We start from the raw sequence: 13461 nt of genomic DNA on the forward strand, positions 1-13461 counted from the left end.
CCCTGCGGATGCACCGTTAGGCCGCCGCGATCAACGACGCGATGGCATCGCCGACTTCAGCGGTCGAGGCGCTGCCCTGCATGTCGCGCGTGCGCGGGCCTTCGGCCAGCACCGTTTCGATGGCGCGCACCACGGCCGCCGAAGCGTCGGGATAACCCAGGAAATCCAGCATCAGCGCGCCACTCCAGATCTGGCCGATCGGGTTGGCGATGCCTTTGCCGTAAATGTCAGGTGCGGAACCGTGCACGGGCTCGAACAGGGACGGGAACTTGCGCTCCGGGTTCAGGTTGGCCGACGGCGCGATGCCGATCGTCCCGGTGCAGGCAGGCCCCAGATCGGACAGGATATCGCCGAAAAGATTGGAGGCCACGACCACATCGAACCAATCCGGATGCTGCACAAAATGCGCGCAAAGAATATCGATGTGGTATTTGTCCCAGCGCACATCCGGATAGTTCCCGGCCATGGCCGCGACCCGCTGGTCCCACCAGGGCATCGAAATGGAAATGCCGTTGGACTTGGTGGCCGCCGTCAGGTGCTTGCCGCGCTTGCGGGCCAGTTCGAACGCGAATTTCAGCACGCGATCGGCGCCGACGCGAGTGAACACGCTTTCCTGGATCACCACTTCGCGCTCGGTACCCCCGAACAGGACGCCACCACTATTGGAATACTCGCCCTCGGTATTTTCGCGCACGATGAAGAAGTCGATTTCACCGGGCTTGCGGCCGGCCAGCGGCGACGGCACACCCGGCATCAGACGCACCGGACGCAGGTTGATGTACTGGTCGAATTCGCGGCGGAACTTGAACAAGGATCCCCACAGCGCCTCGTGATCGGGCACCGTGGCGGGCCAGCCGATGGCGCCAAAGAAAATGGCTTCATGCTGGCCGATCTGCTGCTGCCAGTCGTCGGGCATCATCTTGCCGTGCTTGGCGTAGTAGTCGCAGCTCCAGTCGAAATGATCCCACTGGAAGTCGATGCCGAAGCGCGTGGCCACGGCATCGAGCACCTTCAAACCTTCCGGCACGACTTCCTTGCCGATCCCATCGCCGGGGAGCACTGCAATCTTGTGTTTCGCCACCACTATTTCCTTTGGATTTCTGAGTTATGTCGGCCAGAATCATAGGCATAAATGGCGTGAGTGCAATAGCCCCTCGTTACAAAGAACGCATTACCCCGCATTACAAGACGCGGTAACCGTTTTTGTCCCAAAAATGGAATACAGCGTTCAACGCCGCGACTTGGAGCCCAGCAGCGAACCCAGGATACCTCGCGCCAGTTCGCGCGCGATGGATCGCGCCGTGCTCTTGGCCACGGTCTGGACGACACCATCGCGCTTGCCGCCGCGTGGCCCGGTCGAACCGAACAGCACGTCGTTCAAACTGTCCATGAAGCCGCCACGTTCTTCGGCCGGCGCCTTGCCCGCGCCCGGGGCCGGCTCTGCCGGCGCCTGTCCGGCCGGCTTCGCGGCGCGTCCGGCCAGCACTTCGTAGGCGGACTCCCGGTCAATGGCCTGCCCGTACTTGGCGGACATCGGGCTTGCCTGGCGCAGGGCCTGGCGCTCGGCGTCCGTGGCCGGGCCGATGCGGCTCGCCGGCGGCACGACCCAGGCGCGTTCGGTCGGCATCGGCCGGCCCTTGGCGTCCAGCAGCGACACCAGCGCCTCGCCCACGCCCAGTTCCGTGATCGCCGCCTCGATGTCCAGCCCCGGATTGGGCCGCATGGTCTGCGCGGCGGTCTTGACCGCCTTCTGGTCGCGCGGCGTGAAGGCCCGCAGCGCGTGCTGCACCCGGTTGCCCAACTGGCCCAGTACCGTGTCCGGGATATCGAGCGGATTCTGCGTGACGAAATAGACGCCCACGCCCTTGGAGCGCACCAGCCGCACCACCTGTTCGATCTTGTTCAGCAACGCCGGCGGCGCGTCGTTGAACAGCAGGTGCGCCTCGTCGAAGAAGAACACCAGCTTGGGCTGGTCCGGGTCGCCCACTTCGGGTAGTTTCTCGTACAGGTCGGCCAGCAGCCACAGCAGGAAGATGGCATACAGCCGTGGCGCCTGCATGAGCCTGTCGGCGGCCAGCACATTGACGATGCCGCGGCCCTGGGCGTCGGTGCGCATCAGGTCGGCCACATCCAGCATGGGCTCGCCGAAGAATTTCTCGGCGCCCTGCGACTCCAGCGCCAGCAGGCCACGCTGGATCGCGCCGATGCTGGCCGAAGAGACATTGCCGTAGCGGGTCTTGAGCTCGGCGGCGCGGTCGGCGACGTTCTGCAGCATGGCGCGCAGGTCTTTCAGGTCCAGCAGCAACTGGCCCTCGTCGTCGGCCACCTTGAAAACAAGGGTCAGCACCCCTTCCTGCGTATCGTTCAGTTCCAGGATGCGCGCCAGCAGCAGCGGCCCCATATCGGTGATGGTGGCGCGCACCGGCGTGCCCTGCTCGCCGAACACGTCCCACAGCGTCACCGGGCTGGCTCCCCAGGCCGGTTCGTCCAGTCCCAGGTTCTTGAGCCGCTCCTGCAGTTTCGGACTGGCCACCCCGGCCTGCGAGATGCCTGTCAGATCGCCCTTGACGTCGGCCATGAAGACCGGCGTGCCGAGGCGGGAGAAGGCCTCGGCCAGCACCTGCAGGGTGACGGTCTTGCCGGTCCCGGTGGCCCCGGTGATGCAGCCATGGCGGTTGGCCAGCGCTGGCAACAGGGCCAGCTCGGTCTGCGCGTTCCTGGCGATGACGATGGGGTTGGGCATGGGCTGCTCTCCGGACCGGAATGACTCAGATGCCCAAGTGTAGAGCCTGCCGCGGCGCTTGTGCGCGTGGCAATATGGACACAGGCGGCCGGCTCCCGGGCGCGCGGGCCGCCGGCACGGTAAAATGCCGCTTTTGCAGACAATTTATCCTGGGAAGCCATGGCCGGACACAGCAAATGGGCCAATATTCAGCACCGCAAGGGCCGTCAAGACGCCAAACGCGGAAAGCTCTGGACCAAGATCATTCGTGAAATCACCGTGGCGGCGCGCGCCGGCGGCCCCGACCCGGACAGCAACCCGCGCTTGCGCATGGCCTGGGACAAGGCCACCGACGCCAACATGCCCAAGGACAACATCCAGCGCGCCATCCAGCGCGGCGCGGGCGGCGCGGACGGCGACGCCTACGAGGAAGTGCGCTACGAGGGCTACGGCATCGGCGGCGCGGCGGTCATCGTCGACTGCATGACCGACAATCGCACCCGCACCGTGGCCGAAGTGCGCCACGCCTTTGCCAAGAACGGCGGCAACCTGGGCCAGGAAGGCTCGGTGGCCTTCATGTTCAAGCATTGCGGTCAATTCGTGTTCGCCCCCGGCACGCCCGAAGACCAGGTCATGGAAGCCGCCCTCGAGGCCGGCGCCGAAGACGTCACCACCGACGAGGAAGGCGTGATCGAAGTCATCTGCGCCCCGGCCGACTACGCCGCCGTGCGCAAGGCGTTCGACGAGGCGGGCCTCAAGGCCGAAGTCGACGGCATCGTCATGAAAGCGCTGAACGAAACCGAATTGGCCGGCGACGACGCCGTCAAGATGCAGAAACTGCTCGACGCCCTGGAAGGCCTGGACGACGTGCAGGAAGTCTATACCACCGTCATTTTCGACGAAGCGCAGTAATCCTTTACCCTGGCGCGGTAGGTCCCCGGGCCGCCCGCGTCCCGCTGTCATCGGCGCCGGGCCTGCCCGGCGCCGTGGCCTATTTCTCGGGCAGGTGTCCCACGACACTCGACTGGCAACCTTAAGACTCACGCAACGATGAAACTCCTGGTAATTGGCTCGGGCGGCCGCGAACATGCCCTCGCCTGGCGACTGGCCCGCTCTCCGCGCGTACACAAGGTGTACGTGGCGCCGGGCAACGGCGGCACCGAACGCGCCGAGCAGATGGAAAACATCCCGCTCACCAATGCCGAGGAATTGGCCGACTTCGTCCAGCGCGAAGGCATCGCCCTGACGGTGGTCGGCCCCGAGGCGCCGCTGGCCGCCGGCGTCGTCGACGTCTTCCGCGCCCGCGGCCTGAAGATCTTCGGGCCGACCAAGGCCGCCGCGCAGTTGGAAAGCTCGAAGGACTACGCCAAGGCCTTCATGGTCCGGCACAACATCCCGACCGCGCGCTACGAGACCTTCACCGATCCGGCCGCCGCCCACGCCTACATCGACCAGCAAGGCGCGCCCATCGTGATCAAGGCCGATGGCCTGGCCGCGGGCAAGGGGGTGGTGGTCGCCGCCACGCTCGACGAAGCGCATGCCGCCGTCGACGCCATGCTCGGCGACGGTTCCATGGGCGAAGCGGGCGCGCGCGTCGTCATCGAGGAATGTCTGGTGGGCGAGGAAGCCAGCTTCATCGTCATGTGCGACGGCCGCAACGTGCTCGCGCTGGCCACCAGCCAGGACCACAAGCGTCTGCAGGACGGCGACCAGGGTCCGAACACCGGCGGCATGGGCGCCTACTCGCCCGCCCCCATCGTCACGCCTGAACTGCACCACCGCATCATGCGCGAGATCATCCTGCCGACGGTGCAGGGCATGACGCGCGACGGCATCCCCTACACCGGCTTCCTGTATGCCGGACTGATGATCGCCCCCGGCGATGACCCCGACCGCGACATCAAGACGCTGGAATTCAACTGCCGCATGGGCGATCCGGAAACCCAGCCGATCATGATGCGCGTAAAGAGCGACCTGCTGGATGCGCTCGAACACGCCGTCGAGGGCACGCTGGACCAGGCCGACATCACCTGGGACCGCCGCACCGCCCTGGGCGTGGTGCTGGCCTCGCACAACTACCCCAACACCCCGCGCACCGGCGATGTCATCCGCGGCCTGCCGGCCGACGCCGACGACTGCATGGTGTTCCATGCCGCCACCCGCCTGGTGGGCGAAGAAACCCAGACCACCGGCGGCCGCGTGCTGTGCGTCACCGCGTTGGGCGACTCGGTCAAGATGGCGCGCGACCGCGTCTACGAAGCCATCGACGGCATCCACTTCGACGGCCGCCAGTACCGTAGCGACATCGGCTGGCGCGCGCTCAAGCCGTCGCAGCAGAAGCCCAAGTCCAACGCGTAACCGGAAGCGCCGATGAACGCCTTGCCCGTCGCCGAGGTCCGCGACTACCTGACCGGCCTGCAGTCCAGCATTGTCGCCGCGCTGGAGGCCGCCGAGGGCGGCCCCTTCCGCAGCGACGAATGGGTCCGGGCCGAAGGCGGCGGCGGCCTGTCGCGCCTGGTCGAAGGCGGCCGGCTATTCGAACGCGCCGGCGTGCTGTTCAGCCATGTCCGGGGTTCGAAACTGCCGCCTTCGGCTAGCGCGCACCGACCCGAACTGGCCGGCCGCTCCTGGGAAGCCATGGGCGTGTCGATGGTGCTGCACCCCCGCAATCCGTACGTGCCCACCACGCACATGAACGTGCGCATGTTCGTGGCTGCGGCACGTCCCGGCCATGACGAGGCCGACGTGTTCTGGTTCGGCGGCGGCATCGACCTCACCCCCTACTATCCCTTCGAGGAAGACGCGCGCCACTTCCACACCGTGTGCCGCGATGCCCTGGCCGGCCATGGCGCCGACTACTACCCGCGCTACAAACGCTGGTGCGACGAGTACTTCTTCCTCAAGCACCGCAACGAGACCCGCGGCATCGGTGGCATCTTCTTCGATGACCTGAACGCCCCCGGGTTTGACGCCTCGTTCGCCTTGACGCGCTCGGTCGGCGATGCCTTCCTGCGCAGCTACCTGCCCATCGTCGAGCGCCGCCGCGACACCCCCTACGGCGAACGCGAGCGCGACTTCCAGGCCTACCGCCGCGGCCGCTACGTCGAATTCAACCTGGTATTCGACCGTGGCACGCTGTTCGGCCTGCAATCGGGCGGCCGCACCGAATCGATCCTGCTGTCCATGCCGCCGCTGGCGCAATGGCGCTACGACTGGCAACCGCAGGCGGGCACGCCCGAAGCCGAGCTGGCCGCCTACTTGACGCCGCGGGACTGGGTGTGAAGCGCATCGGACTCCTGGGCGGCAGTTTCGATCCCGTCCACCTCGCGCATGTGGCGCTGGCCGACAACGCCTTGCGCGCGCTTGGCCTGGCCCAGGTGCAGTTGATCCCAGCCGCCAACCCCTGGCAGCGCGCCGCCCTGCATGCCAGCGCCGACCAGCGCCGCGCCATGCTGGAACTGGCCATCGCCGGCCATGACGGCCTGGCGGTCAACCCGATCGAACTCGAACGCGGCGGCGCCACCTACACCATCGACACCCTGCGTGCCCTGCCCGCGGATGCGCGCTACGTCTGGCTGCTGGGCGCCGACCAACTGGCCAATTTCTGCACCTGGCAAGCGTGGCGCGAAATCGCCAGCCTGGTGGATCTGGCTGTGGCGACGCGTCCCGGCACGCCCCTGGCGCCCCCCGCGGCGCTGAACGACTGGCTGCGCGAGCAAGGCCGCCAGCTTGAAGAACTGCCATTTGCGCCGATGCCGGTGTCGGCATCGCAGATCCGCGAGCGGCTGGCGCGCGGCGAATCGACCGATGGTCTGCTGGCCGCTCCGGTCGCCGCCTATATTGCGGCGCACCATCTTTACCGATAAACCCACACCTGCCCGGCGCGCTGCGCGCGCCCTGGAACCGGCATCCGCCGTGCTTCAGCGGGTTATATTTGCACCTATGGATATTCAGAAACTCCAACGCGCCGTCATTGACGCCCTCGAAGATGTCAAGGCGCAAGACATCAAGGTGTTCAACACCACGCATCTGACGAGCCTGTTCGATCGCGTCGTGATTGCCAGCGCCACCTCCAACCGGCAGACTCGCGCGCTGGCCGCCAGCGTGTCCGATCGCGGCCGCGCGCTCGGCCTGTCCGGCATCACGATCGAAGGCGAAGACACTGGCGAATGGGTGGTGGTCGACCTGGGCGACGTCGTCGTCCACATCATGCAGCCCGCCATCCGCCAGTACTACAACCTGGAAGAAATCTGGGGTGGCAAACCGGTGCGCGTCAAGCTGTTGCCCGAATCCACCCGTGCCGCGCCGGTCGCCAGCGACAGCGCCTACGACAGCGCCGACGACTAAGGCGGCGCGGCGTGAAACTGATCGTCGCCGCCGTCGGCACGCGCATGCCGGACTGGGTACAGACCGCCTGGGACGACTACGCCAAACGCCTGCCGCCCGACTGCGCGCTGGAACTGCGCGAGATCAAGCCTGAACCCCGCACCACCGGCAAAACGCCTGCCCAGATGATGGCGGCCGAGGCCAAGCGCATCGAGGCCGCCTTGCCGCCCGGCGCGCTGCGCCTGGCGCTGGACGAGCGCGGCCGCGACCTGACCACCATGGCCTTGTCGCAGAAACTCGAACAATGGCGCGCCGGCGGCCAGGATGTTGTCTTCCTGGTCGGCGGACCGGACGGCCTCGACGCCGGGCTCAAGGCCTCGTGCAGCGGACAGTTGCGCCTGTCGTCGCTGACTCTGCCGCACCCCATGGTGCGCGTGGTGCTGGCCGAACAGCTCTACCGCGCCTGGGCCATCATGACCAATCACCCCTATCACCGCGCCTGATGCCGGCCGCCGGGCGCCGGGCGCCAGCCTTGCGTACCTGCGGTGCGCCGCCACCCATGACTGACGCCTTCTCTCCCGCACGCATCTATCTCGCCTCCGCCAGCCCCCGGCGGCGTGAGCTGCTGACCCAGATCGGCCTGGCCCACGAGGTGCTGCGCGTGCCCGCGCCTCCCGGCGAAGACGAACCCCAACACCCGGGCGAACCTGCCGCCGACTACGTCCGGCGCACTGCGCGCGACAAGGCCGAGCGTGGCCGCGACTGGCTGCGATCACAGGCCCTGCCGGCGCTGCCACTGCTGGCCGCCGACACCACGGTGATTCTGGATGACCTGGTGCTGGGCAAGCCAGCCGACCGGGACGACGCGATCCGCATCCTGCAGGCGCTGTCCGGCCGCGCGCATCAGGTACATACCGCCGTGGCCTTGTGGAGCGGCGAACGCCTGCTGGAAGCGGTCTCCGTCACCGATGTGCGGATGCGCGTACTGCAACCCGACGAGATCGCGCGCTATTGCGACAGCGGCGAACCGTACGGCAAGGCCGGCGCCTACGGCATCCAGGGCCTGGCCGGCACCTTCGTGGCGCGCATCGAGGGCAGCTATACCGGCGTCATGGGCCTGCCGCTGTTCGAAACCGCCAACCTGCTGCGCGCGGCAGGCATTGTCCTTCCCTGACGCGCGGTCCCAAAGAAAAAGCCCCCGAACCTCGCGGTTCGGGGGCTTTTGCATGCCTCGGACAGGCGTCGATCAGCCTTGCAAGGTCGAGACCTGCGGCGCCACGGCCTGCGGTTGCGCCGCAGGCGCCCCGCCTTCAAGCGCCGCGTGCAACTGCTCCTTGTCCAGTTCGCCTTCCCAGCGTGCCACGACGACCGCGGCGGTGGCGTTGCCGACCAGATTGGTCAGCGCGCGGCATTCGGACATGAAGCGGTCCACGCCCAGGATCAGCGCCATGCCGGCCACCGGCACGGTCGGCACCACCGACAGCGTCGCCGCCAGGGTGATGAAACCGGCGCCGGTCACGCCCGCCGCCCCCTTGGAACTCAGCATTGCCACCAGCAGCAACAGGATCTGGTCGCCCAGCGACAGAGGAATATCGCACGCCTGGGCGATGAACAGCGCCGCCATCGTCATGTAGATGTTGGTGCCGTCCAGATTGAACGAATAACCGGTGGGCACCACCAGGCCGACCACCGATTTGGAACAACCCGCGCGCTCCATTTTCTGCATCAGCGTCGGCAGCGCGGCTTCCGATGAACTCGTGCCCAGCACCAGCAACAATTCTTCGCGGATATAACGCACCAGCTTCAGGATCGAAAAGCCGTTATAGCGCGCCACCATGCCCAGCACGACCACCACGAACAACACCGCAGTCGCATAGAACGTGCCCACCAGCATCGCCAGGTTGACGATCGACTTGATGCCGTACTTGCCGATGGTGAACGCCATCGCGCCGAACGCGCCGATCGGCGCGGCCTTCATCAGGATGGCCACCAGCTTGAAAATGGGTTGGGCCAAAGCCGTCAGGAAGTTCAGCACCGGCTTGCCACGTTCGCCCACCTGCGCCAGCGCGATGCCGAACAGCACGGCCACGAACAGTACCTGCAGGATGTCGCCGCCGACAAAGGGGCTGAAGATGGTGGTGGGAATGACGTTCAGCAGGAAACCTGTGATGGTCGAATCATGCGCCTTGGCGACATAGCCCGACACCGCCTTCTGGTCCAGCGTGGCCGGATTGATATGCATGCCGGCGCCCGGCTGCACGATATGGCTCACCAACATGCCCACAATCAAGGCCAGGGTCGAGAACACCAGGAAGTACAGCATGGCCTTGCCCGCTACCCGGCCGACCTTCTTCAGGTCGCTCATGGCCGCGATGCCGGTGGACACTGTCAGGAAGATCACTGGCGCGATGATCATCTTCACCAGCTTGATGAAGCCATCGCCCAATGGCTGCATCGCCTGGCCGAGGTCGGGCTTGAAATAGCCCAGCAGAATGCCCACCACGATGGCGAACAGGACCTGCACGTACAGGATTTGATAGAACTTGAGCTTGCGCGCGGGCGCGCCTTGATCCACGTCGATCATTGGGATTTGTCCCCACCAGGGGCCCCATGCTCCCTGCGATGGCACGCAGCGGGTATCGGGGCGTTTTCTCTTTTAGAGCGCTGCGTATCTCCGCAGGCCGATTTCACCCGGCGCGCGATGCCGCCAGGCTTGCCCCCTATATGCAAATGGCATGCCAACCGGTCCCGCACCTCAAGGCGGCAGCCAAGGCATTGATTTATCTGTATTTTTGACCTTACCCATTCAATCGCCATCGATAACATTGGCGAAATTTCACACAAAAACCGGATAGAATGTGCGAAAAACCGCACGCAACCATGCCATCCCGTTCTCCTCCCCAGCCCGCCGTGGCGCCTCCCGTTCCAGCCGACGGCCGCTCGTCAGGGCGACGCTCGGCCTGGCCATGGGCGATACTGGCCATCGCGGGCGCGGCCATCGTCGTCGGCGTACTGCACGTGGCCGGGCAGTGGGCGCGCGAGGGCGCGCTCAAGGAAGCGTATCTCCAGGCGCGCAGCGCCGGCCAGATCAACGCCGCCCTGCTGCGCAACAACCTGGACAAATTCCGCGCCCTGCCCTTTGTCCTGACCCGTGACGTGGACCTGCACGCCGCGCTGCGGACCCCCACGCCAGCCCTGATCGAATCCCTGGACGAAAAGCTCGACACGCTCAGCCATGGCGTGGGCGCCTCGGCCATCTATGTGTTGAACCGAAGCGGCTACGCGATTGCCGCCAGCAACTGGCGCGAACCGGCTACCTTCGTCGGCGTCGACTACCAATTCCGGCCCTATTTCCAAGGCGCGGTCGCGCATGGCGCCGCCGAGCATTTCGCCTTGGGCACCGTCAGCCACGAGGCCGGCCTCTACCTGTCCCGCCGCGTCGACGACAACCGCGGCGCGATGCTCGGCGTGGTAGTGCTGAAGGTGGATTTTCGCGATCTGGAAGCCGACTGGCGCCAGTCGAATGCGCCCATTTTCGTCACCGACGAGCACGGCGTGGTGTTGCTGGGCAGCCTGCCCGGCTGGCGCTTCCGCGTGCAGGCGCCGCTGGCGCCCGACCTGGCGCAGACCCTGCGCACCAGCTTGCAGTTCGGCGACGCCATGTTCCAACCGCTGCCACTACAACCGCCACTGCAGACCGTGACAGGCGGTCAGATCGTGCGGGCGAGCGAGCCCTTGCCACAGATCCCGGCCGGCGCGCCCATGCTGCACACCACGCTGCCAATCGTCGAGTCGCCCGGCTGGACACTGCATCTGCTGTCGCCGATGCAGACAGCGCTGAACCGCGCCGCCGCCAACGCCCAACTCGGTGCCCTACTGGCGCTGGCGGTGCTGTCCGCCACCTTCGGCATCCTGCTGTATCGCCGCCACCGCAGCCGTGAGCGGGCCGCGCAGCAACTGGCCATCAGCCGGCAACTGGCCGCCCAGGTCGAGGACCGCACGGCCCAGCTGCGAGAGGCCAATCGGCAATTGCTGGGGCAAATGGACGAACGCCAGCGCACCGAAGCACGCCTGCACACCATGCAGGATGAACTGGTACAGGCCAGCAAGCTCGCGGTGCTGGGCCAGGTCGCCGCAGGCGTCGCGCATGAGATCAACCAACCCGTGGCCGCGATCCGCGCCTACGCCGATAACGCCGCCGAATTCCTGCGCCGCCAGGACACGCCTTCGGTCGAGGACAATCTCGGCACTATCGCTGCGCTGACCGAGCGGATTGGCCACATCACCGGCGAACTACGTGCCTTTTCGCGCAAGGCCGGCGCCACGGTCGGCCCCACCAGCCTGAAAGAGGCGCTCGACGGTGCCCTGCTGCTGGTAGGCCCACGCGCCAGGCGCCAGGGCGTGGCGCTGCACCGCCCGCCGGCCGGGCAGGACTATCAGGTGCAGGCCAACCGCATCCGCCTCGAGCAGGTGCTGGTGAACCTGCTGCAAAATGCCCTGGATGCGCTCGAAGGCCAAGCCGACGGCAACATCGTCATCGCCTTGCAGGACATGGGCACCACGGTACGCTTGATCTTCAACGACAACGGCCCCGGCTTGTCGCCGCAAGCCAGCGCGAACCTGTTCACGCCCTTTCACACCACCAAGGCCGAAGGCCTGGGATTGGGCCTGGTGATCTCGCGCGACATCATCGCCGAGTTCGGTGGCGACCTGCGCGCCGCGCCTCATGACGACACCATCCCTGCTACGCCCGACGGCTCCCGCCGTGGCGCGATATTCACCCTGACGCTGCGCAAATCGCCGCCTTCTCAACCATGACACGCGTTCCAGATCCCTCCTGCCCGCCGTCGAACCACGCTGACGCTGGCGCGCACGCTGCCGCCCCGTCGCCGGCGCCGCACGTGCTTTTTATCGACGACGATGAAGAGTTGCGCCGTGCCAACGTGCAGACACTCAGGCTGCACGACTTCACCGTGCAAGCCCACGCCAGCGCCCGCGCTGCGCTCGCTACGCTGAACCGCGACTTCGACGGCGTGGTAGTCACCGACATCCGCATGCCCGACATCGACGGGCTGCAACTGTTCCAGCGGCTGCGTGCGATTGATGCGGAGATTCCGGTCATCCTGATCACCGGTCACGGGGATATCGCCATGGCCGTGCAATGCATGCGTGACGGCGCCTACGATTTCCTGGCCAAGCCGTATCCCCCCGATCGCCTGATCGCCGCCATTACCCATGCAGCCGAAAAGCGCCATCTGATCCTGGAAAACCGGCGCCTGCGCGAAGCGGCGTTCACGGAGCAGGCCGACCAAGTCCCCTTTATCGGCACCACGCCGGCGATGCAACGCATCAAGCAAACACTGCGCCATATCGCCGACGCCGACGTCGACGTGCTGGTGGAAGGAGAAACCGGCACAGGCAAGGAAGTTGTCGCCACGGCCCTGCACCGCTTGAGCCGTCGGCGCCACCACGCCCTGGTGGCGATCAACTGTGGCGCGCTGCCGGAAAACGTGATCGAAAGCGAACTGTTTGGCCACGAGGCGGGCGCCTTCACCGGCGCGCAGAAGCGGCGCATTGGGCGCATCGAACACGCCAGCGGTGGCACCTTGTTCCTGGACGAGATCGAAAGCATGCCCCTGGGAGTGCAGGTCAAACTGCTGCGCGTGCTGGAGTCACGCCAGATCACCCCTCTGGGCAGCAATGAGGTTCGTAATCTGGATCTACGCGTCGTGGCCGCCACCAAGGAGGACCTGGGCAGCCCTGCGGTTCGCGCGAGATTCCGCGAAGATCTGTTCTACCGCCTCAACGTCGTCACTATTCGCATCCCGCCACTGCGTGAACGTCGCGATGACATTCCACTGTTGCTGGCCCACTATCTGGGCCTCGCATCGCGTCGCTTCCAGCGCGACATCCCCGACATGCCCGCCGACCTCAAACGCCATCTCCTGACGCATGATTGGCCCGGCAACGTCCGCGAGCTCGCGCATTTCGCCGAGCGCTTCGTGCTCGGCGTACTTGATACGCCCAGCCTGCCTACGCCGGCCCCGGATAACGGGACGGGTACATTGCCGGAAAAGATGGAACGTTTCGAGGCCCAACTCATTCGCGAAGCGCTCGCCGCCCATCAAGGTGACGTGCGCGCGACGCTCGAGACGCTGGGCATTCCCCGCAAAACTTTCTACGACAAGTTGCAGCGCCACGGTATCGACCGCCAAGACTATACCGTCCCGATACCGCGCCTCTGAAGGGCTGGCTGGCCTTCCTGTGCGGCGCTGCCGCACCGGGGCGCTCTACACACACAATCCGCGCGGCCAAAAACAAAACCCCACAGGCGCGAGCCTATGGGGTTTTGAGCAATAAAAGCCTGACGATGACCTACTTTCACAGACGTCCGTCCACTATCATCGGCGCAA

The 13461-nt window shown here is 66.2% G+C and carries 12 protein-coding genes; 9 read left to right on the forward strand and 3 right to left on the reverse strand.

The window, feature by feature from the left end:
- Positions 1-16 precede the first annotated feature (16 nt).
- The gene (locus HV701_RS24730) at positions 17-1084 is read right to left on the reverse strand and encodes a tartrate dehydrogenase (protein WP_175135645.1); all 1068 of its coding nucleotides are present in this window, start codon (positions 1082-1084) and stop codon (positions 17-19) included.
- A 144-nt stretch (positions 1085-1228) separates the two neighbouring features.
- On the reverse strand, positions 1229-2743 hold the full coding sequence (locus tag HV701_RS24735; RefSeq protein ID WP_175135646.1) for a helicase HerA-like C-terminal domain-containing protein: 1515 nt from the start codon (positions 2741-2743) through the stop codon (positions 1229-1231).
- 159 nt (positions 2744-2902) lie between these two features.
- On the opposite strand from HV701_RS24735, the gene HV701_RS24740 reads away from it, so the two are divergent.
- From HV701_RS24740 to HV701_RS24770, 7 genes are all read left to right on the forward strand, one after another.
- On the forward strand, positions 2903-3634 hold the full coding sequence (locus tag HV701_RS24740) for a YebC/PmpR family DNA-binding transcriptional regulator (RefSeq protein WP_175135647.1): 732 nt from the start codon (positions 2903-2905) through the stop codon (positions 3632-3634).
- 138 nt (positions 3635-3772) lie between these two features.
- Positions 3773-5080 (forward strand): phosphoribosylamine--glycine ligase, encoded by a 1308-nt coding sequence (gene purD, locus HV701_RS24745; protein WP_175135648.1) that lies wholly within the window; start codon positions 3773-3775, stop codon positions 5078-5080.
- A 12-nt stretch (positions 5081-5092) separates the two neighbouring features.
- Entirely contained in the window at positions 5093-6004 is a 912-nt protein-coding gene (hemF, locus tag HV701_RS24750; RefSeq protein WP_175135649.1) for an oxygen-dependent coproporphyrinogen oxidase, read from the forward strand.
- Positions 6001-6588: a nicotinate (nicotinamide) nucleotide adenylyltransferase gene (nadD, locus tag HV701_RS24755; protein WP_175135650.1), complete on the forward strand. Its 588-nt coding sequence runs from the start codon at positions 6001-6003 to the stop codon at positions 6586-6588. Before hemF ends, nadD begins: the two co-directional genes overlap by 4 nt.
- 76 nt (positions 6589-6664) lie before the next feature.
- Entirely contained in the window at positions 6665-7069 is a 405-nt protein-coding gene (gene rsfS / locus HV701_RS24760; RefSeq protein ID WP_175135651.1) for a ribosome silencing factor, read from the forward strand.
- 11 nt (positions 7070-7080) lie between these two features.
- A complete protein-coding gene (rlmH, locus tag HV701_RS24765; RefSeq protein ID WP_175135652.1) occupies positions 7081-7551 on the forward strand; it encodes a 23S rRNA (pseudouridine(1915)-N(3))-methyltransferase RlmH in 471 nt (156 codons plus the stop codon).
- 56 nt (positions 7552-7607) lie between these two features.
- The gene (locus tag HV701_RS24770; protein ID WP_175135653.1) at positions 7608-8222 is read left to right on the forward strand and encodes a Maf family protein; all 615 of its coding nucleotides are present in this window, start codon (positions 7608-7610) and stop codon (positions 8220-8222) included.
- A 72-nt stretch (positions 8223-8294) separates the two neighbouring features.
- Here the strand turns inward: HV701_RS24770 and HV701_RS24775 are convergent, their stop codons facing one another.
- Entirely contained in the window at positions 8295-9632 is a 1338-nt protein-coding gene (locus HV701_RS24775; protein ID WP_175135654.1) for a dicarboxylate/amino acid:cation symporter, read from the reverse strand.
- 296 nt (positions 9633-9928) lie between these two features.
- On the opposite strand from HV701_RS24775, the gene HV701_RS24780 reads away from it, so the two are divergent.
- Positions 9929-11866 (forward strand): sensor histidine kinase, encoded by a 1938-nt coding sequence (locus HV701_RS24780; RefSeq protein ID WP_254595243.1) that lies wholly within the window; start codon positions 9929-9931, stop codon positions 11864-11866.
- Positions 11863-13293, forward strand: a complete 1431-nt coding sequence (locus tag HV701_RS24785) for a sigma-54-dependent transcriptional regulator (protein ID WP_254595244.1) — start codon at positions 11863-11865, stop codon at positions 13291-13293. The genes HV701_RS24780 and HV701_RS24785 overlap by 4 nt, the downstream gene beginning before the upstream one ends.
- Positions 13294-13461 lie beyond the last annotated feature (168 nt).

This window comes from Achromobacter pulmonis, from assembly GCF_902859765.1.
GTDB lineage: Bacteria > Pseudomonadota > Gammaproteobacteria > Burkholderiales > Burkholderiaceae_B > Achromobacter > Achromobacter pulmonis.